A 20826-nucleotide genomic window follows, 5' to 3' on the forward strand; every position below is an offset into this window, starting at 1 on the left:
GGTATTCCATGAGCTTGGCTGCGCTTAGCACTCGTCGCATCGCTGCCGGTCAAAAGCGGGTTCTCCCAGGCTTTGGCCTCTCGATGGGCATCAGCGTGCTGTTTATTTCGCTGGTACTGCTGCTGCCCATGACGGGCTTATTTGGCCAACTGGCCAATCTTAGCTTGGCTGAATACTGGGCGATTGTGACCGAAGGCCGCGTCGTCGCGAGCTATATGGTCACCATCGGCGCGGCAGCCGTTGCCGCGATAGTGAATGCGATCTTTGGCTTACTGCTGGCCTGGGTATTGGTGCGCTACGAATTCCCCGGCAAGCGCCTGCTTGACGCGCTAATGGACTTACCTTTTGCGCTGCCCACGGCAGTGGCCGGGATCACGCTCGCCACGCTCTACGCCAACAGCGGCTGGATGGGCGGCTTACTGGAGCCCTTAGGCTTTCAAGTCGCTTACACCTGGGTCGGGATTGCGTTGGCCATGGCGTTTACCAGCATTCCCTTTGTGGTACGCACGGTGCAGCCGGTGCTGGAAGACATGCCCAATGAAGTGGACGAGGCAGCCATGTCGCTAGGGGCACGCGATGGCGTGGCGTTTCGACGCGTGATTCTTCCTCACCTGTGGCCTGCCATTGTCACCGGCACAGGGCTTGCGTTTGTGCGCTCGCTGGGGGAGTTCGGCGCGATCATTTTTATCGCCGGCAACACGCCTTACGAAACCGAAATCACCGCCTTAATGATCTTCGTTAAACTTCAAGAGTATGACTATGCCGGTGCCTCGGCGATTGCCTCGGTGGTGCTGTTTGTCTCGCTGACCTTGCTTCTTGCTATCAATATTTGGCAAGGCCGTTTCATTCGCCGCTTACACGGAGGAAAAGGCTAATGCGTCGTATCGGTGATGCCCCGGCCGTGCGCCGCGTGCTGATTGGCGCTGCAGTGGTGCTATCGGCGCTCTTTTTGTTGCTGCCGCTGGTGGCTATCTTTGCCCAGGCGTTTTCCCAAGGCGTTGGTGTTTTTTGGAGTAACGTCAGCAACACCTACACACTGCACGCCATTGCCCTGACGCTGGGTGTGGCGCTTTTGACCATCCCAATCTGCTTGGTGTTTGGCGTGGCACTCGCCTGGCTCGTGACGCGCTTTAGCTTTCCTGGCCGGCGGCTTTTACAAACACTGATTGATATTCCGTTTGCCGTCTCACCGGTGGTGGCGGGCCTGATTTACCTGCTGCTTTACGGACGCAATGGCTGGATGGGCGCTTGGCTGGATAGCCACGATATTCAGCTGATGTTCGCCTGGCCGGGCATATTAATGGTGACCGTGTTTGTCACCTGCCCCTTTGTGGCCCGCGAGCTCATTCCGCTGATGCAGGCGCAAGGCTCACGAGAAGAAGAAGCGGCGGTTACACTCGGTGCCCGTGGCTGGACCCTGTTTCGGCGCGTCACGCTACCCAATATCCGCTGGGCGCTGTTGTACGGCGTGATTCTGACCAATGCCCGCGCGGCGGGTGAGTTTGGCGCGGTCTCGGTGGTATCCGGGGCAATTCGTGGTCAAACCAATACGCTGCCACTGCATTTAGAACAGCTTTACCAGGATTACAACACCGTGGGCGCCTTTGCCAGCGCCTCACTGTTGGCCCTCATTGCCCTACTGACACTGGCTGCTAAAGCCACCCTGGAATGGCGCGCATCACGCCGGGAGGCATTCATATGAGCATTCACTTACACAATATTGGCAAACACTTTGGTGCCACCCAGGCGTTAGAGCCAGTCAATCTTGATATCCACGAAAGTGAGTTGGTTGGCCTACTAGGCCCCTCGGGGTCAGGCAAAACCACGCTATTGCGGATTATCGCGGGGCTGGAAAACGCCGACCATGCTCGTGAACCCGGTAAGATTTTGTTCGGTGAGCGCGATGTTACCAACGTTCACGTGCGCGACCGACGCATCGGCTTTGTGTTTCAACATTACGCCTTGTTTCGCCACATGACGGTGTACGATAACGTCGCCTTCGGTTTGACGGTCATGCCGCGTAAGCGCCGCCCCAGCAGCGGCGAGGTTCGCTCGCGAGTCTTCCGGCTGTTGGAAATGGTCAAGCTGGAGCACCTCGCCAATCGCTACCCCGCTCAGCTTTCCGGCGGGCAACAGCAACGGGTGTCACTCGCACGGGCACTGGCGGTCAAACCCGATGTATTGCTTCTCGATGAGCCGTTTGGCGCTCTCGATGCCAAGGTGCGCCAAGAATTGCGTCGCTGGTTGCGCCATTTACACGACGAACTCAACTTCACCAGCGTGTTTGTCACTCACGATCAAGAAGAAGCACTTGAACTCTCTGACCGCGTGGTGGTGATGAGTAACGGCCGTATTGAGCAGATCGACTCGCCGGAGACGCTTTATCGCGTGCCCAAAAACCGTTTTGTGTTTGAGTTTTTAGGCGACGTCAACCACCTGGAAGGCCGCGTGCGCAACGGCGTGCTCACTTGCGGTGACGCGCGCTTAACCGTGGATCTGCCCGATGGCCACGAAGAGCTATTACTGCGCCCGCATGAGGTGCGCCTAGCAGAGGCGCCTTCCCCCGAGAGCCATTTGCCGGTAACGATTACCGCCATTTCTCCGGTGGGCGCCGAAGTACGCGTTGAGCTCGAAGCGGATTGGTTGGCGAAGCCGTGGCTTGCCACCGTGCGTCATGCTGATTTCGAGCGTTTGGCGCTGCGTCGTGGGCTACGCCTTTACGTCCATCTGCGCCAATGGCATCGCTTCCCCGAGGCAGAGTCAAAAGCGCCTGAGCAACGCCATGTGGCTTAGGGCCTGGCAACTAGATCAAGGGTGCGACCGGCACGCCACTGTATCGGCGATCACATTGGCGCTGTTGGCCTCCTTTTTGATGCGCATATTGGCATGGATGCCTAACGCATTTGCCGAAACGTAAGGCTAACCCGAGGCCCTACGTTTTTCCTGGTTTTTGGCAAGCTATGTAACCAATGCTTCTGTGTGATGCCTTTCATTATTAACAAACTTCCATGCGCTAAACAAAGCGCCACCGTCTCCCCTGTTTGCTTATGCTTAAACGAAAACTTTCTCTCGCCGCCAAGGCTCAACGCCGCGATTGTGCCATTTTCAACAAGATCTTTTTCGGCATCACTGTGCCAGCTCATGCCTTCCTCGCCGACGCTATAGACATTAGCCAGGCAGGAATTAAACACGTCTGTGCAGTGGCTCTCCACTACCTGTTTAATCTCGCGCAAAAGGTCCGGCCAAACTAACGCTACCTTGGTATACCCAGAGTACGTATAGGAGACCGGCGCATCGGCATACCATGCTACCTTTCTCTTGGTGGTAATCTCTTTTCCATAAATAAACGCGCGATCATGCTCCCAGCGTAATTCGCTCATGCACTTATCCAAATACCTATCGGCGGTGACTGTATCCAGGATCTTGCCGTGATAGTTGACCTCTCCATCCCGTGGAAGCAGATTAACCAACTTCATACCATCGTTTTCAAATAGATCTGTAAACGTCATAGCGATACCTATTGCGTGCTCACCAGGTGAAACCGCGCGGCGTTGAAAGCAGCAACGCAATGCCGGTCGCCTGAACATACCGCCAACGCGATACCCGCGTTATACTAATGCTTTAGCCATAGGGGAGAACCCAATGTTACGGCGTCGTTTTCTTACTTTATCAGGAGCCTTGCTTGCCAGCGTTTGGTTAGCGGGCTGCGCGAGCCCCCACTATTTAAGCCTTTCTCCCACGCGCAGCGCCGACGTACCGCAAACCGGCCAAGGGCAACGTGTCACGGTGATGGCACAAGATGGGCGTGCTACGGATGTAATCGGCCAGCGTAGCGGTTCGGGAATGTCGACGGCCACCATTACCGTGAGCAGCCACGAGCTGATTCCTCATTTACAAAAAGAAGCCGAACGCGCCGTACGGGATATGGGCTTCACCCCAACAATGGAAAAAGCCGATGGACGTCCTTCGCTCATTCTGGAATTGGCAAGTCTCACCTACGTGCATGGCGATAGTAGCCAGCCAGCGCTAGATGAAGCACAGCTGGAAGGCGTCTTTCGTGCCATTGGCCGCCACCAGGGCACGACCTACACCGGCACTTACACCTCTCGGCGCACCCAGAGCTTTGCGGTCAAACCCGGTGAAGCCGCGAATACGCGGATGCTGAACGATTTATTAAGCGATGGATTGGACCGCGCATTTAGCGACCCAGAGCTTGCTGAACTCCTGGCACGCTAACGCCAGATAAAAACTTCGACAAGCTCCCTTCGACAAACTCAGGACGAGCGGAAGTTGCCGCAAATCGTTCTTCCTGAGCCTGTCGAAGGATGGCATATCATTTTTGCTGTAAAACAACGCCTACTCCAGCGGACCACGCCTTTCTAAGGCCCAAACACTCTCGGCGAAGCCACGTTCATCGGGCGCACTCTCCTCCAACATCTCCAACCGAAAGTTAGGGGTGAACAGCGCATCAATTTCTTCATGGCTGACGCTGTAGGGAGGGCCAGCGTCGCTATCACAACGCCGCAAGCTGATCAGTAGCCCTTTCGCCCCTGGCGGCACCAGCTGCGCAAGGTGAAAAGCGTAGCGCTTACGGGTGGCGGGCGGTAGCGCAATCAATGAAGCGCGGTCATAAAAGGCGCCCACTTCATCCACCTGCCGGATATGCAGGTGGAAAAAATCCCCTTGCCACAGCTCAACGCTGCCTTGGCGAGCGATATCAAAACCGGCTTGGTGATAACGCGATACGTCACCACTGCGTTGGGCAAGAAATTGCGCTATCGCTTCAGGCGCAAGCTCCACACCTAATACCGGATGCGCCTGCTCAGACAACCAACGCATATCCAGGCTTTTACCACATAGAGGCACGAGCACTTTGGCACGGCTTGGTACCCCAAGCGCCTTCCAGTGGCGAACCAACGCTGGGTGGGTTTGCGCTAAGTGAAAGCCAATGCGCCCTTCCCGCCAGCGCTTTAGCCATTGCTCGCGCATCAGTGATCTCCTTACTTAAGCCTGCCGATCTTATTGAAACCAACGGTCGCGTTTTTTACGCCGACGCGGCAGATGCGGCACGATTAAACCGACCACCAATCCCGCACCGGCTACCCCGCCACCGTACATAAAATAGCGCAGCAGCAAATCTTCTTCCTGGGTATCCAGCCGCGCCTGCAACGAGCGGACTTGTTGGCGCAATTGATCAGATTCTTGATCAAGCGCTGCGTTGCGGTTTTGCAGCTCCGCAATTCGCCCTTCACGCATTTCAAGCGTTTCGGTCATGGACGCAACGCGTTGCTCCCACGCTGAATTGATGCCTTCAAGCTCGTCGGTCAGCTCCTCCACTCTCGTTTCTAAGGCAGGTAACTGCTCGCTCGCGCTGGGCGAGCTCTGAAGCTCATTGCTCAACACCCAGACGGTATCACCCTCACTATTGCGCACGCGGGTATAATCGCCACTGGATTCAAGTACTTGAACCTGCTCACCGGCGGTTAACGTGCCGACGATACGATACCCATCGGTCGGGCCGCTTCGTACGTAAGTGCTGAGCTCATCGGATACCCAAGCGGTATCTTCCGACTGAGCAACGGCTGAGGCGCTTACTGCGCTGAGCAGCATGCCAAGCGCCACGGCAACGGCGCGTACACGACAATTTTTCACTCGCATAAACAGTGCCTTAAACGTTTTAGACCTTTACACAAAGCGCTGCGCCGCGTCAGGCGTCGCTTCACTCATTTCGTGGTGGCATCGAGAAGGGACGTGGAAACTCTGCCACACGGGCATCACTTTTTACCGCCTTAAGCGGGCCTTCTCGCTCAACTTCATCAATGCGCACAATAGCATTCATCGGCAAATAGCTTCGGCTAACGCCTTCAAAAGTGCGTTCAAGCTTCTCGCTTGCCGGGTCAACCACCACGCGATTGGCATCGGCAAAGACAAACTCTTCCACCTCGATAAACCCCCATAGTTCGCTTTGAAAGATTTCGCGAACATAGAGTTCCCACACTTCACCTTGCTGGTGCACCACTACGCGGTAGATCGGCTTGGCCGCCATCTTGGCCCAGTCCTCTATAATCGATGATAAAGCGTACTAGACTACCATAGCTCGGCTTTTAGCACCCAGGCGTTGAGCACCCAAATAATGATCCCATAGCCGCCAAGCGGCTTCGGCTGTATGGTGGGAATTAGTACTCACAACGTGTGCGGCCGACTAAAACATCAAGAAGGCCTCGACTTCTATGTATAATCCCCTTCAAAGGTTGGGATAAGGAGTCACTGTGACGACGGAAAACACAACATCTCCGCAGGGAGACGAAAAGCTTAGCGAAATCGAAAAGCAGCTAGATGAGGCGGTTTACCTGCTTGCGCGGGAGCCCGAAGTATCCAAGGCGGAGAAATTACCTCATGTGATGGAGACAGCACGACAAATACTGCTTCAACCGGGCGGCTGCGCGGCAATCGAAGCGCGCGCTGCCGTGCTGGAAGACGCCGGTGTTTTCTTGGGCTCCGACTGGGAAACCCCGCAATACCTTGTGCCCTCGCTTACCACCTATGCCCTCAAAAGCCCTGATCCTATCGTGGTGGTCATCGAGGCCTTAAGCGAGCTACGGCTTTTGGCTGTGGCAAAGGGCGAGTACATTCACGATAGCATTTCCGCCGAACACGCTCACCACTACCTGACCCAGGTAATGGCGCTTAACCTGTGGCTACTGTTCTCCGCCCCGTCAGAAGCCGAGCGTGAAACTCAAGGGCAGCTCGCCAATATCCCGCGCCAGTTGTTTCAACACCTAGCCGAAGGTATCGGCTACGTGCATATCGTCGATAGGCTAATTGACGAAATTTGGCGCATCCTGAAACAGCGCCCCATTCAGGTCGACGCCATCAAGCAAATGATCACTCAGATCGCGTTGTGTCAGACCAACCCAGAGATCGACCTTGGTGCCAGTGGCCAAGGCGCGGCGCGTCTTGTCAGTTCGCTCTATGGCCCAACGCAAGCGTGCCAAGAAGACCCCGGGGTCGACATCTACCGCGAACGCCTAGAGCGCATGGACAGCGCCGCCCTTCAGGCCGAAGCGACCGGGTTTGCCCGCGCCATGCACGATACCGGTTTGGTTTCGCCCTACCACCCAGTGCTGTTACGTCACCTGCTGGACGCGAGCGACTATTTGGTGTCAGAAGCCCTCGGGCTTTCGTCTACCGGGCGGGACTGTTTACTGTGCTATCGCGAGCTCGTACACGCCCTGATTCGCGGTGGGGTTTTCCCTGCCACTGCACAAGCGGCATATGGGCTTGCGTTGGTGCTAGAGCGAGGCATTCTCTACCAAGCCCCAGTGGCACCGGCCATATGGCGCCAGCTAGGGCTTAAGCTCTCTGAATGGTCAGAGGCACGGCTTAATATCGCTTATGGTGAGTTCGCCTCACCACGAGCCCGCCTGATTGAGGGCGTGCTGTGCATGCTGGGGCTACCTTTGGGGGTGGGCCAAGGTAACAATCCTACCTGCCAATCCGCGCGGGCACTCTCGATGTGGGCTTATAACGACCCCGATTATCTGTTGCAGATGGTCGCTTGGGCAGCACGAGACGATGAGATCATCATGCACTTTGAAGGCCAGCCAATCTCCTCAATGGCAAGCCTCTCGGGTGTGGCGACGGAATTGCCAATGGACCTCGACCCGGTTTCTTTGATCGTAGTTCCTCACCTTGACCGCATCTATGCCGAAATGGGTCGTCGCTGCATCGGCCGTGAGGGCGACCCACACCGCTGGGTGAACCCTGAGTTTCATGGCTGGTGGTCAGGCCGTGGGTTCCGTATCAACGTCGACGTTAGCACCGGCAAACTCGTCGACGTGGACGACTTTTTGCGCCATTTCTATGTCAGTTATCACCCATATTACAACGGCAACCAGCCGCTGATTCACCCGCAACCCGCGGGCATTGCGGTGACCGACAGCGCCGGGCGTTTTATCGGCTGGCACGCGATTACCATTTTGCGCGCCTCACTCGACCCTGACGGCAAAATGCGCATTTATTTCTACAACCCCAACAATGACAGTGGCCAAGATTGGGGCGACGATGTCATCGTTAGCACAGCAGGCAACGGCGAGCGTTTTGGCGAAGCCTCATTGCTTTTTGCGCAGTTTGTCTCGCGGCTTTATATCTACCACTTTGACCCGTTGGAAAGCGGCGAGCTAGCCTCCATTCCCGATGACGAACTTGAACAGGTAAAAGGGTATCTGTATCGCAGCTGGGGGGGCGAGCGTTTACCGCCTACCGACCCTCAGGCCGGTGAAGGCATCGTGGAAGGCCCAAAAGCATAAGCCATGCCACGTCTTGACCAACTATTGGTCAGCCAAGGGTTGGCCACGTCTCGCACTCGCGCCCAACGGCTGATTCGCCATGGGCGCGTATCACGTGTGGATACCCACACCACACTGACCAAAGCCAGCGAAAAGCTTCCTGACGATACACCGCTACAGGTGGAAGACGACCCGGAAGAACGCTACGTTTCCCGCGCTGGGCTAAAGCTTGAAGCGGTTCTGAGTGCGTTAAACAAACGCCTGGATGATCGCGTCGTGCTTGACATCGGCCAGTCCACCGGCGGTTTTAGCGATTGCGCGTTACGCTTTGGCGCACGGCACGTCATTGGCGTTGACGTCGGCCATGATCAGCTGGCGCCTACACTTCGAGATGACCCGCGCGTTACCTGCTTGGAAGGTATTAACGCCCGCGCCATGCGCGATCATCCAGCGCTTTTAAACGTGCTTAACACGCACCCGCTCAGCACGGCGGTCATGGATGTGTCGTTTATCTCGCAAACGCTGATTTTACCGGAAATCGCCGCACTGCTGCCGGTCGACGGTGAGCTTATCTCTCTGGTGAAACCACAGTTCGAACTTGACCCGGCCGCATTGGATAAGCGCGGCATCGTGCGCGACACTCGCCGCTACCGCGACGTAGAAGAGAAGTTACGCAGCGCTTGTGCCGCCTGCGACTTTGCTATCGCTCACTGGCAAGAGAGCCCGATTACCGGCGGCGATGGCAACCGGGAGTTTCTGCTTCACGCCGTCAAGCGTTAATCGCCCTTTGCAATACGTTTCGCTGATTGCACGTGCACCGGCGACGTTGTGTCGCCGTGTAGCCACACATCCATCTGTTCGAAAGCCACCCGTATGCCAGCCTCACGGAACAAGGCATCCACCCGGCAATTGACTTCATCGGCCGCGTAGAGACGATCAAGCAGGTCGTTCACGAAAATGCGCAGCTCGAAGTTAAGGCTATGCGGCCCGTAGCTTAAGCAGAACACTTGCGGTTCCGGGTCGGTTAACACGCGCGCGTTCTCTTTAGCCGCCTGATGCAACAACTCATGCACTTTGGGCAAATCAGAGCCATGCATCACGCCGTATGTCAGCACTACTCGGGTGATTTTGTCAGACAGCGACCAGTTGATCAGCTGATCGGTCACAAAGGTTTTATTGGGGATAATGATCTCTTTGCGATCGAAGTCGGTTACCGTCGTCGCGCGAATGCGAATGCGGTTCACCGTGCCGTGTAAGTTACCCAGCGTGATGGTGTCACCAATCCGAATCGGACGCTCGAAAAGGATAATCAAACCCGAAATAAAGTTAGCGAAAATTTCCTGCAGGCCAAAGCCCAATCCAACGCTCAGCGCCGCTACTAACCATTGCAGTTTGTTCCAAGACACGCCAAGCGTGGCTAGCGCCATCACTATCCCCGTACCCACAATAACGTAAGACAGCAGTGAGCTAATCGCGTAAGCACTCCCCTGCTTTAGCGCCAGTCGCGATAGCACCATCACTTCCAACAGCCCCGGCAAGTTACGCGCCATGACAAACGTAACCGCGACAATCAACAGCGCCGAAAATAAATCAGAAATCGATAGCGCCTCTTCAACCAACTCACCCTCAACCGCCTCTATTAGAGAGACGCCATCCAAATAGCTCAGCACGCCCCAAAGGTCAGACCACACACCATAAAGCAGCGCAGTAAACGCAATGAGCAAGATCAAACGTGAGAGGCGTAATGACTGCGCGTTGATCTGCTCCATATCCAACGGCGGCTCTTCCACCACGTCGACGCCGCCTTCAGCGCCCTCTTGAACTTGCGCATAGCGACGTGCCAAGGCACGGCGGTAGGCCAATCGCCTGGCGGCTACCGCCAAACTGCGCACCACGGTGGCCTCTATCACGACCCACAGGCCCAAAAGGTAAAGCGTTACCACAAAGCGCCCGGTTAGCTTTAGCGCCGTATATTCATAGCCCCAGGCCACAACCCCCAACAGAACAAGCGGCACGAGGGCCATCGCCAACCCCAGCACAATGCGAAAGAGATGCACGCCAAAAAATGGCACATGGGCAAGTACTAGCTTCGCCAACAGCACACTCATGGTGAGAAGCCCCAAGGTGAAGAGCAAAAAGGCGATCGGGCGCATTGCTAACGGTGTTTGAATCGCCTCGGTCATCGCGGCGATTGAGACCACCGGCGCTAGCGCAACACCCAAGCCGATTAACCCGTACCTTACACGGGCGTTATACGCGGCTGGCCAATTAAAATGGGACTCAGCCACGCCACCTGGAACCAACAAGCGCCGCCCTAACGCAACGACAACCCACAGTACTGCGAGCTGAATCAGGGCCGGTGCCTGCAAACCAACCCCCACCCCTGCCAGCACGCAACCTCCCGGCAATGCTAAAAGCACATTCAAGAAGACCGCCTTAGGGGTATGTAGCTGGGTATCGCGTTTCAAACGCCCTATTTGCGCATGCAACGCCGCCAGACGTGTTTTAATCCGCCGCCGCAGCACCCCCAATATAATCGCCAGAAAAAGGAATGGCACGCCGCTTGGCACCGCCCAACTATCACGAGAGAAGCGCAAGGCCAGCACCGAACGCCACTCCCCTTCCGACCATTCGCTTTGCAGGTAGCCGGGGAGATTACGCAACCAGTTCACATCCAGCGGCCGGCTATTGGCGACCCAAAACAGCTGCTCGTCAATGGTTTCCCGCAACTCGCGCGTGGTCGCCACCAGCTGCTGATAATTGAGCTGTAGTTCAATGGCCGCGCTCAGTAGCGTGCTGTAGGCTTGATCGAGTTGCTCAACCAATTCACGGCGCGACTGATAAAGCCGTATAAGCGAGTCCATCAGACCTGGCGTCACCTCAACCCCAGCCTCTTTTAGGCGCTGTGACGCAAGGCGCTCGCTTTGGCGCAGCTGATCACGCTGACGAATTAAATCAAACTGTTTTAAGCGTAAATCGGCAATTTCATCTTGCAGATCACGCCGCTGGGTGACATTTGGAAGGGATTGACGTTGCTCACGCAGAATCCGCGATAACAGCTGACTCCCGCGAATCGCCTCAATTTGCTCATTTAGCGTGCGCTGCAACTGACGAATACTGTCAAGCTGGCGCTGAATTTCAATGCCCTCCCGTGCCACGCCATTTGCCCGGTCTGTCGCCCGCAGCAACTCTAAATTCAGCGATTGATTGACCTCTTGCGCACGAGCAACAACCGGGTGACCCGTCGCAATAAGAGGATCATCGCGCGTGGCATCGGTGATGGCCTGCTCGGACAATAGACGACGCTTACGCTCGATCACGCCCTGCAGCCGCTCAAGATATTGCTCTTGGCGATGAATGTTAAGTGCAACGAGTTCCTGCTGCCCTTGTGCCAGCTCGCGCAAGCGGCTATTTGTGGTTAACTCATATTGATGAAAGCTGATCTCACGCTCTGCCAGTGTACGCTCTAAGCGTAAGCGCATCAGCTCTGGATTGTCCGACTCGGAAAGCGGGCGATCCACCAAACGCGACGCATAGGCGTCATACTCACGGCGTAAGCGTTCCACGCGCTGTATCGCCGAAGCGATCGCTTGCTGTGCCCGCTCGGGTAGCGTCTGCGTCGATAGCAGCTGGGCATTGATTTCCGCCAGTTGGTTTTGTTGCTGCTGCAGCGTCACCATCGCTTGCGCTTGATCCGCCTCTAAGACATTGAGCGGTTGTTCGCTCAACGCTGCCATCGACACTGGTTCCACGTCTTGCGACGCCTGCGCAATTTCACGCTCCAAGCGGCGAAGTTCATTGGGCGCAAGCGCAACGCGCTGCTCTAGCGCCTCAAAACGCGCTTGCAACGCGGCTAACCGTTCATAGGTTTGCAGCGATGCTTCAAGGGCGGCCTTATGAGGCAGCTGCTCGGTACTGAGCTCTCCGTCAACCTGCGTTAACGCTATTAAGCGCTCGCGCAGCACGTCTGGGGGTGGCACATCATCAACATTAACCGCCCACGCTCCGCTTGCCCAAAACAGGCAGATACTGAACAAAAACACGCGCAAGAAGGCTGAACCCCGCCAGCCAAACATATCCGTCACCCTCGACACCCCTCGATGAAGGCGCTTGTGAACAGCGCTTGAACGTATTGTCAGCGCTTGTTATGTCCAGAGCAATCAAGATAAGTTGACTTCCCCCACTAGCGTGATAGAAACGAGGCTCGTATTCACTTTTTCACCACAAAAGAGTCCATAACATGGTCACCCGGTTTCGATGGCTAGCAGCGTTTCTTTCCCTAACGTTCGTGATGGCGGCCCACGCCACCGCCCAAGAGCCAAATCGCGACGCTGAGTCTATTGCCGCGCGAATCCAGGCGCTCAACAATGAGTTAAACGCGCTGAATGAAGAGCTTGAAAGCCTAGAAAGGCGCCAAGAAGCCAACCGTCGCCAAGCATTTTTTGAGCGAGCCGATATGCAAAGTGCGCCTCAGGCGGAAGTTATCGCTGTGACAGAGATCAACGAGCGGCGCGAGCTGGAACAAGCTTCCAACCTCAACCCTTTTTCAATTACCGCGCATCGCACCAATTATCTGCTTCCCCTGAGCTACAACACCAACCCAAACCGAGCCAATTTTCGCGCTATCGATACCGACACGCCGCCTGACAAGGCTGAATTAAAATTTCAGTTCAGTACCAAAGTGGGCATCGCAAACGGATTGTTTCTTGGTCATGGTGACCTTTATTTTGGTTATACCCAGCGTAGCTGGTGGCAAGCCTACAATACTGATGCCTCCTCACCGTTTCGTGAAACCAATTATGAGCCTGAGCTATTTATCGATTTCGATAACGCCTGGAATATTTTCGGTTGGGTCAATGCCCGTAACCGTATTGCGCTTAACCATCAGTCTAATGGGCGTTCTGACCCCCTATCGCGCAGTTGGAATCGCGTATATATCGAAAGCATTTTTCAGCGCGATGATTGGGCGATCATGCTTTCTCCTCACTGGCGCATCCCGGAAACAGAAAGTAAAGATGACAACCCCAACATTCATCACTTTATGGGCAATGGCGACATACGTATTGCGAAGCGGCTGAACCAAGACCACGAAGTGACCGCACTGTTACGCGGCAACCCCAACCATGGTAATTACGGCACCCAAATTGATTACAGCTGGCCCACGTTTAACAACCTGCGTGCCCATCTGCAATACTATTACGGCTACGGCGAGAGCCTGATTGATTATGACCACCGTGTGCACCGTTTAAGCATCGGTTTTAGCCTTAATCCGCTGTTTACCCCCAGCGGTTTAAACCGCTAGTGATCACCCAGCCCAGGCCGACGTTAGCAACTCCACGGCAAAATACTCGTTCATGCTTCTTGTCTCATGCACTGTGGCTGCTATGCTGTAAGTGACTTTTTTATTCACTTTACCGTCAAAGGAAGACTTCAATGGCCAAACGTCCTTCAAATTATTCCGAACAGTCTGAACAGCTCAAAGATGACCTGCGTCAACTCAGCGAAACCGTTGAGGAGCTGGTTAACGCCACGGCAAAAGACGCCAGCACTGAAATGAGTGACTTGCGCTCGCGTGCCGAGCGTCGTCTAAAAGATACTCGCTCACGCCTAGAAGCCCGTGGTGAAAAAATCTATAGCGAAACCCGCGACTCAATTACCCAGCAAGCCGATTGCTGCGACCGCTATGTGCATGATAACCCGTGGACCAGCATCGGCATCGGCGCGGCAGCCGGCGTTGTCGTAGGATTACTGCTTGGGCGTAAGTAATGGCGGTAGGGCCTAGCCAACGCGTCTTTTCCGCCGCTAAACGCTTACTTAAAACGTTACTTGCTAATGGCGAAACGCGTCTGCGTTTAGCGGTGTTGGAGCTTGAGGAAGAGCGCGCTCGCTTACTTACGTTGATTCTGCTCGCTGGCGCTAGCCTTTTGTTACTGCTCTTAGGAGTAGCAACATTAACGGCCTTGGTGATTATCCTTTTTTGGGACAGTTATCGCATTGCCGCCATTAGTGTCAGTGCGGGTGTTTTGCTTTTCGCCAGCCTACTGCTGGGAATTATTGCTATTCGCCAAGCGAAACGGCATACCCTGCTTAAAGAAACACTGAATCAATTCTCCACGGATCGAGCGCTAATGGAGCTAGACGACGATGCCGAGCCCCATGAAAAGCACTGACCACAAAAACACTAACAACAACGTATTGTCACGTGCTGAACGTAAGCGTGAACTATTAAACCGCTTAGAACAGCAACGTATCGACATGATGGTGGAGAGCATACGTTTAAAACGCGCAGGCGCTCCGCTAGATGCGACGTGGCAAGGCATTGTCCGTTACAAAACTCCACTCACCTTATTGGGCGGAGTGGTGGCGTGGAAGCTTTTGCGTCAACCAAACCGGCTACTTTATGTAGGCAAACGCGCACTCGCTGGTTATGTTGCGTTGAAAAAAATCAGGCGGTTAACGCATTAGCCAAACGCGTTAACATGCCTGACCGCAGGCCACGCCACTGGCCCATGCCCATTGAAAGTTGAACCCGCCAAGCTCACCCGTTACATCAAGCACTTCACCAATAAAGCGCAACTGGGGTAAACCTTTGACGGTGAAGTCTTTTGAAGAAATTGCTGCAGTATCCACACCGCCAAGCGTGACTTCCGCCGTACGCCAGCCTTCCGTTCCCGACGGTTTAAGCTTCCACGCATTAAGACGCGCCGCCCAGTCCTCAAGCTCGCTATTACGATACTGAGCCAGCGGCCGAGTCTCTTGCGCATCGACATACCAGCTCATTAACGCCTGAACCAACCGCTTGGGGAAACGCTCCCCCAACCACGTTGAAAGCTGACGCTTGGGCGTCGCGTCGCGGGCGTATCGTAATGCTTCACCCGCGTCTTCATACGGCAAAAGATTAAGGGTCAAGGCATCGCCTGTCTGCCAGACGCTTGAAATCTGCAACATCGCCGGGCCTGAAACACCGCGATGAGTGAAGAGCATGGGCTCAAGAAACGACTTTCCCCGGCAACTCACGGAGACGTCCACGCTGACACCGGCGAGCTCGGCAAAGCGCGATTTCCACGGCTCGCTCAGGGTAAACGGCACCAACGCCGGGCGGGTAGGCAGCACCTCAAGCCCAAACTGGCGGGCGATATCATAGCCAAACCCTGTCGCTCCCATGGTAGGGATCGAAAGTCCGCCACTGGCGACCACCACCACCCCAGCATCGATAGAGCCTTGAGAAGTGGTGAGCTGCATACCATCCCCCTTTCGCTCGACGCTATCAATACGCGTCTTCAGCTGTACGTCCACACCCGCCCACTCACATTCGGTGAGTAACACCCGCACGATGTCTTTGGCCGAGGTTGCACAAAACAGCTGTCCAGGCGCCTTTTCTACATAATCAACGCCGTGGCGCTCGACAAGTTCAACAAAGTGCTCGGGGCGGTAACGCTTAAGCGCTGAGATACTGAAATAAGGATTTTCTGAGTAAAAATGCTGTGGCGTGGTGGCGAGATTGGTAAAGTTACAGCGTCCACCGCCGGACATCAGAATTTTTTTACCTGCTTTATTCGCATGGTCAAGTAACAGCACTCGGCGCCCAGCATAGCCGGCTTGCGCTGCACACATGAGGCCGGCAGCCCCCGCGCCGATCACCACTACATCATAGGTCATATTAGCCATCCTGTTGATAATAGTGCTCAGGGTACCAGCTGCGCGATGAATCGCCAGCGTAATGAGGCCTCTTGCTTTGTGTATACTTGAGCCTAAAAATCATATAGCTTTTGTATAACTAATTAACGACCCAGCAGACGACTTTACCGTTACCCGCAGAGATGCACATGACGCAATCCTATCGTTACGCTTGGCTATTAACGCTTACGCTCACCTTCTCGTTAGTCAATGTTGCTGTTATGCACGCTAGCGCCGCGTGGGCACAATCGCCTCCGCCCGTGATTGCGGCAAACGCCGAAGTAAAGCCCTGGTCAGACCCCATCGAGGCGCTCGGTACATTGCGTGCCGACGAGAGCGTTACGCTTTCTGCCACAGTCACTGACACCGTGACAGAGATTAATTTTCGTGATGGTGAACTTGTTGAAGCGGGACAACGACTGATCCAGCTTAATGATACGGAAGAGCGGGCCCAGCTTCGTGCCGCCCGAGCCCACGAAGATGAGCGTCGCAATGCCCTTAACCGCGTTACCCAGCTGCAAGCGCGCAACCTTTCAGCCCGTGCTGACGTTGAGGATAATCAAGCGCGTCTACGTCAGGCCACCGCCGAGGCCGAAGCATTGGAAGCTCGATTGGCTAACTACCGCCTGCAAGCCCCCTTCAGCGGCCGTGTCGGCTTTCGCAATATTAGTTTAGGCGCGTTAGTCACGCCCGGCATGGAGCTGGTTACGCTGGATAAGCTGGATGTGATGCAGCTCGATTTCAACTTACCAGAAGTGCATCTCGGTCAACTTTCACCTGGGCTTGCCCTTACCGCCACCAGCGCTGCGTACCCGAATGACACCTTTGAAGGCGAGGTCGCAACCGTCAGTACCCGCGTTGACCCTGTCTCCCGCAGTGTCACTGTGCGCGCGGAAGTCGATAATCCCTCGTTCCGCTTACGCCCTGGCATGCTAATGCAGGTCACGCTTGCACCGACGCCGCGCGAAACGCTCGTGGTACCCGAGTCAGCGATCATGCCCGAGGGGCAATATCACTTTGTGTGGTACTTGGACGCTTCGGATAATCATCGCGTCGTATGGCGAGAGGTCACCCTCGGCTCGCGACGCGAAGGCGAAGTGGAGATTCTTTCCGGACTTGATCACGGCGATCTAGTCGTCGCCCACGGCACCGAACGCGTACGTGAAGGCCAAACGCCTGAGTTACTTGGCGTGCTAGACGACGATACCAGCGTCTCTGAATTAATACGCCAGGAAAGTCGCTGATGCGTTTATCGGATATTTCAATTCAGCGCCCGGTGCTCGCAACCGTATTAGCCGCATTAATTGTCGCCTTTGGCTTGCTTGCCCTTGAACGTTTACCGCTGCAAGAGTACCCCTCGATTGATCCTCCCATCGTGGGAATCGATACGCGCTACCCCGGTGCCTCAGCCAGTATTGTGGAGACGCGTATTACACAATTATTAGAAGACCGTATTTCCGGGGTCGAAGGGATCGAGGTAATCTCATCAAGCAGCGAAGACGGTCGCTCCAGCATCAACGTCGAATTCAGCCTGGATATGGATATCGATGCGGCCGCAAACGATATCCGCGATCGTATTTCCGGCTCGCTTGACAACTTGCCCGAAGAGGCCGACCCCCCGGAAGTACAAAAAGCCGATTCCAGCTCTGATGTGGTGCTATGGCTGAGTCTCTCAGGCGAAAACTACAGCATGGCGGAACTGACCGACTACGCCGACCGCTATTTAGTGGATCGCCTATCGGTATTGCCAGGCGTTGCCCAAGTCCGCGTGGGCGGCGGCCGTGAATACGCCATGCGCGTATGGCTCGATGCAAACGCACTGGCCGCCCGCGAACTCACCGCCGGCGACGTAGAACGCGTTTTGCGCGAGGAAAACGTGGAGCTGCCTGGTGGCGCTATTGAATCCCGCGAGCGGCAGTTTATCGTGCGCCTCCCTCGAAACTTCAGCACCCCCGAGGACTTTCGCGCTTTGGTATTGGCGCAAAGCGACAATGGCTATCTAATTCGCCTGGATGACGTCGCCCGCGTGGAAATCGGCTCGGTCGAGGAACGCACCATTTTTCGCGGTAACGGCATACCGATGGTAGGACTGGGGCTGATGAAGCAATCCACTGCCAACGTGCTGGAAATTTCACAAGGCGCTCAAGCCGAGATGCAGCGTTTACAGAACACGCTGCCGGATGACATGACGCTTAGCATGAACTTTGATTCCTCGGTATTCGTTTCCGGCGCGATCAAAGAAGTGGTGATCACCCTCTTTGTCTCGATGAGCCTGGTCGTCGTGGTGATATTTCTTTTTTTAGGCAATATTCGAACCACGTTAATTCCAGCGGTAACGGTGCCTATTGCCCTCATCGGCGCATTCGCGGCGCTTGCACTGATGGGCTTCACGATCAATTTATTAACCCTGCTCGCGCTGGTGCTCGCCATTGGTTTAATCGTGGATGATGCCATTGTGGTGTTGGAAAATATTCACCGACGCATGCAAGAGCACGGTGAATCACCGCTGGTCGCCGCATTCCGTGGTGCGCGCCAAATTGCCTTTGCCGTCATCGCCACCACGCTCGTGCTCATTGCCGTGTTTGTTCCCTTAAGCTTTTTACAAGGCGACATTGGCCGCCTGTTTTCTGAATTTGCGTTGACACTTGCCGCCGCCGTGGCACTTTCAAGCTTACTCGCGCTGACGCTAACCCCGATGATGGCGTCGAAAATTCTAAAAGCGGACATGCACGACGGTCATATCGCTCATGGGGTAAAAGCCGCGCTAACGGTGACGCGAAACGCTTACCGGCGCCTATTAGAGCGCGTGTTAGCGCTGCGTTTATTGGTGGCGATGCTTTTTTTCGCGTTGATCGGCACCATCGTATGGCTCAATACCGAACTGCCCAATGAGTACACGCCACAGGAAGATCGCGGTAACTTTTTTGTGATCGTCAACGGCCCGCCCGGCGCGACCTACAGTTACATGCTCGACTACATGGATGAAATAGAAGCGCGACTCATGCCAATGGTCGAAAAAGGCGAAATCGAACGTGTGGTAGTGCGCGCGCCACGCGGCTGGGGGAATATTGAAAATTTTAATGGCGGCTTTGTCATCGTTAACCTAGCGGACTGGGGCAGCCGCCGCAGTGCCTGGCCGATTATGCAGGAAGTTCGCCAAACCTTAAGCGACCTTCCTGGCATACGCGCGTTTCCGGTTATGCGTCAGGGCTTTGGTGGGCGAACCCAAAAACCCGTGCAGTTTGTGCTTGGCGGCGGCACTTATGACCAGCTCGCCGAATGGCGCGATACCCTCATCGAGCATATTGAAAATGACAATCCACGTTTGACTGGGTTAGAAAGTGACTTTGAAGAAAACCAGCCGCAGTTACGAGTAGATATTGACTACACCCGCGCGGCTGCCCTAGGCGTGACCATCAGCGAAATTGGCCGTACGTTGGAAACCCTCCTTGGGGGTCGCAGCGTGACCCGCTACGTGGACAATGGGCAAGAATACGACGTGATTTTAGAAGGAGAATCAGGAGCTCACCCAAGCCCACGGGCACTGGAAAACATTCAGGTACGCTCGGCACGCTCAAATGCGCTGATTCCATTAGCAAGCTTGGTCACCATGACCGACTTCGCTGGCCCCAGTACCCTCAACCGCTTTAACCGCCTGCGCGCAGTGACCATTGAAGCTGACTTGGCCGATGGCTACGCGCTAGGAGAGGCATTGGAGTACTTAAACGATACGGTCAATCAAATTCTGCCTGCCGAAGTGCAAACGGACGTGAAAGGCGCCTCGCGTGATTACCAAGAAGCCAGTGGGGCGACGACCTTTTTATTAGGGTTAGGGGTTTTGGTGGTATTTCTGGTGCTGGCCGCACAATTTGAGAGCTTCGTGCATCCGTTTGTGATCATGCTGACAGTGCCATTGGCAATAAGCGGTGCGCTGCTTGCCCTTTATCTCACCGGGCAATCACTGAATATCTACAGCCAAGTGGGGCTGGTGATGCTGGTGGGGCTTGCAGCCAAAAACGGGATCTTAATCGTGGAGTTTGCCAATCAGCTACGCGATCAAGGTGTTGCTTTTCACGATGCACTGGTGGAAGCGGCGGTCACTCGCTTGCGCCCGATTTTGATGACGGCGGTGACCACCATGGCAGGCGCCATTCCGTTAGTGGTTTCTAGCGGCCCCGGTGCCGAATCCCGCTTGGTGATCGGCACGGTCATTATGGCAGGTGTTGGCGTGGCGACGCTTTTCACGCTCTTTGTGGTACCGGTAGCGTACGATTTACTCGCTCGCCGCACAGGCTCCCCTGGCGCTGTCAAAGCCCGCCTTGAGCGCGAACTGGAACACGCCCCGGAAGATCGCTAACCACACATCGTGCGGCGGGCGCTTAGCAGTCGCCTATGCGCTCGCCTTCAATACGGGTATTCATGTTCATTTCGCCCATCGGTGACTGGGTGAAAATTTCCACATTGCCTTCGACACGCTCGCCCATGAAGCGCATCTCGCCGTTGATATTCGCCTCACCGCCATCGGCTCGACATACCATGCTGTAAGAGAGGCCATCGGCACTGACGTCCTGGTTGAGTAGCTCGCAGCCCTCTTCCTCTTCAATGAAGCCAAAATCAGCGCTATCTAGCTCTTCTTGCGTAATACACTGGCGATCCGTATCCGTTTGATCAGGAATCTCCATATCAGCATCAATGCTCGTTACGCTGACAAATTCCCAATCACCCGGGGTCAAATTGGGAGTTTCGGCCTGAGCAGCCAGCGGCAGAACGAAAACAGCCGCAATGGCTAACGGGCGTACAATCATGGTTATTCTCTCTATTGGCTATGGATGAATGACATTATGCTAACCGATTCAACGCT

General features: G+C 55.2%; 19 protein-coding genes. 12 read left to right on the forward strand and 7 right to left on the reverse strand.

Features of this window, described 5'->3' with window-relative positions:
• Window positions 1-8 precede the first annotated feature (8 nt).
• Genes cysT through QC823_RS06400 form a run of 3 tightly spaced genes read left to right on the forward strand, consistent with a single transcriptional unit; the run spans window position 9 to window position 2793 of the window.
• Complete coding sequence (gene cysT, locus QC823_RS06390; protein WP_309655521.1) at window positions 9-875, forward strand: sulfate ABC transporter permease subunit CysT; 867 nt, start codon at window positions 9-11, stop codon at window positions 873-875.
• The gene (gene cysW, locus QC823_RS06395) at window positions 875-1702 is read left to right on the forward strand and encodes a sulfate ABC transporter permease subunit CysW (RefSeq protein ID WP_309655522.1); all 828 of its coding nucleotides are present in this window, start codon (window positions 875-877) and stop codon (window positions 1700-1702) included. The genes cysT and cysW overlap by 1 nt, the downstream gene beginning before the upstream one ends.
• Window positions 1699-2793, forward strand: a complete 1095-nt coding sequence (locus QC823_RS06400; protein ID WP_309655523.1) for a sulfate/molybdate ABC transporter ATP-binding protein — start codon at window positions 1699-1701, stop codon at window positions 2791-2793. Before cysW ends, QC823_RS06400 begins: the two co-directional genes overlap by 4 nt.
• Window positions 2794-2894: 101 nt before the next feature.
• Here the strand turns inward: QC823_RS06400 and QC823_RS06405 are convergent, their stop codons facing one another.
• The gene (locus QC823_RS06405) at window positions 2895-3509 is read right to left on the reverse strand and encodes an alpha-ketoglutarate-dependent dioxygenase AlkB family protein (RefSeq protein WP_309655524.1); all 615 of its coding nucleotides are present in this window, start codon (window positions 3507-3509) and stop codon (window positions 2895-2897) included.
• A 133-nt stretch (window positions 3510-3642) separates the two neighbouring features.
• On the opposite strand from QC823_RS06405, the gene QC823_RS06410 reads away from it, so the two are divergent.
• Complete coding sequence (locus tag QC823_RS06410; RefSeq protein WP_309655525.1) at window positions 3643-4236, forward strand: YajG family lipoprotein; 594 nt, start codon at window positions 3643-3645, stop codon at window positions 4234-4236.
• A gap of 120 nt (window positions 4237-4356) precedes the next feature.
• Here the strand turns inward: QC823_RS06410 and QC823_RS06415 are convergent, their stop codons facing one another.
• The 3 genes from QC823_RS06415 to QC823_RS06425 form a co-directional block, all read right to left on the reverse strand.
• A complete protein-coding gene (locus QC823_RS06415) occupies window positions 4357-4989 on the reverse strand; it encodes a class I SAM-dependent methyltransferase (protein ID WP_309655526.1) in 633 nt (210 codons plus the stop codon).
• A gap of 30 nt (window positions 4990-5019) precedes the next feature.
• On the reverse strand, window positions 5020-5658 hold the full coding sequence (locus QC823_RS06420) for a TIGR04211 family SH3 domain-containing protein (RefSeq protein WP_309655527.1): 639 nt from the start codon (window positions 5656-5658) through the stop codon (window positions 5020-5022).
• Window positions 5659-5719: 61 nt separating this feature from the next.
• On the reverse strand, window positions 5720-6046 hold the full coding sequence (locus tag QC823_RS06425) for a DUF1820 family protein (protein WP_309655528.1): 327 nt from the start codon (window positions 6044-6046) through the stop codon (window positions 5720-5722).
• A 223-nt stretch (window positions 6047-6269) separates the two neighbouring features.
• Here QC823_RS06425 and QC823_RS06430 point away from each other — a divergent pair, with 223 nt between their 5' ends.
• On the forward strand, window positions 6270-8309 hold the full coding sequence (locus QC823_RS06430; RefSeq protein ID WP_309655529.1) for a hypothetical protein: 2040 nt from the start codon (window positions 6270-6272) through the stop codon (window positions 8307-8309).
• Between the two features lie 3 nt (window positions 8310-8312).
• Window positions 8313-9068, forward strand: coding sequence for a TlyA family RNA methyltransferase (locus QC823_RS06435; protein ID WP_309655530.1), 756 nt, complete (start codon window positions 8313-8315; stop codon window positions 9066-9068).
• On the opposite strand, the gene mscK is transcribed toward QC823_RS06435, so the two are convergent.
• Window positions 9065-12364, reverse strand: a complete 3300-nt coding sequence (gene mscK, locus QC823_RS06440) for a mechanosensitive channel MscK (RefSeq protein ID WP_309655548.1) — start codon at window positions 12362-12364, stop codon at window positions 9065-9067. The two genes, QC823_RS06435 and mscK, sit on opposite strands and share 4 nt — an antisense overlap.
• Window positions 12365-12528: 164 nt before the next feature.
• On the opposite strand from mscK, the gene QC823_RS06445 reads away from it, so the two are divergent.
• The 4 genes from QC823_RS06445 to QC823_RS06460 all read left to right on the forward strand — a co-directional run bounded on the left by QC823_RS06445 (window position 12529) and on the right by QC823_RS06460 (window position 14753).
• Complete coding sequence (locus QC823_RS06445; RefSeq protein ID WP_309655531.1) at window positions 12529-13590, forward strand: phospholipase A; 1062 nt, start codon at window positions 12529-12531, stop codon at window positions 13588-13590.
• 131 nt (window positions 13591-13721) lie between these two features.
• Window positions 13722-14054 carry an ElaB/YgaM/YqjD family protein gene (locus tag QC823_RS06450; protein WP_309655532.1) on the forward strand — a complete coding sequence of 111 codons (333 nt, stop codon included), beginning with the start codon at window positions 13722-13724 and terminating at the stop codon, window positions 14052-14054.
• Window positions 14054-14458, forward strand: coding sequence for a phage holin family protein (locus QC823_RS06455; RefSeq protein WP_309655533.1), 405 nt, complete (start codon window positions 14054-14056; stop codon window positions 14456-14458). The genes QC823_RS06450 and QC823_RS06455 overlap by 1 nt, the downstream gene beginning before the upstream one ends.
• Window positions 14445-14753: a YqjK-like family protein gene (locus tag QC823_RS06460; protein WP_309655534.1), complete on the forward strand. Its 309-nt coding sequence runs from the start codon at window positions 14445-14447 to the stop codon at window positions 14751-14753. Before QC823_RS06455 ends, QC823_RS06460 begins: the two co-directional genes overlap by 14 nt.
• 9 nt (window positions 14754-14762) lie before the next feature.
• On the opposite strand, the gene QC823_RS06465 is transcribed toward QC823_RS06460, so the two are convergent.
• Window positions 14763-15947: a BaiN/RdsA family NAD(P)/FAD-dependent oxidoreductase gene (locus QC823_RS06465; RefSeq protein ID WP_309655535.1), complete on the reverse strand. Its 1185-nt coding sequence runs from the start codon at window positions 15945-15947 to the stop codon at window positions 14763-14765.
• Window positions 15948-16114: 167 nt separating this feature from the next.
• On the opposite strand from QC823_RS06465, the gene QC823_RS06470 reads away from it, so the two are divergent.
• Together QC823_RS06470 and QC823_RS06475 are read left to right on the forward strand one after the other, a co-directional pair.
• Window positions 16115-17209: an efflux RND transporter periplasmic adaptor subunit gene (locus QC823_RS06470; protein WP_422823602.1), complete on the forward strand. Its 1095-nt coding sequence runs from the start codon at window positions 16115-16117 to the stop codon at window positions 17207-17209.
• Window positions 17209-20322: an efflux RND transporter permease subunit gene (locus QC823_RS06475; RefSeq protein ID WP_309655536.1), complete on the forward strand. Its 3114-nt coding sequence runs from the start codon at window positions 17209-17211 to the stop codon at window positions 20320-20322. Before QC823_RS06470 ends, QC823_RS06475 begins: the two co-directional genes overlap by 1 nt.
• Before the next feature lie 22 nt (window positions 20323-20344).
• Here QC823_RS06475 and QC823_RS06480 read toward each other — a convergent pair whose 3' ends face one another.
• Complete coding sequence (locus QC823_RS06480; protein ID WP_309655537.1) at window positions 20345-20770, reverse strand: DUF3617 domain-containing protein; 426 nt, start codon at window positions 20768-20770, stop codon at window positions 20345-20347.
• Between the last annotated feature and the right edge of the window lie 56 nt (window positions 20771-20826).

This window comes from Vreelandella vilamensis, assembly GCF_031451755.1.
Classification (GTDB): Bacteria; Pseudomonadota; Gammaproteobacteria; order Pseudomonadales; family Halomonadaceae; genus Vreelandella; species Vreelandella vilamensis.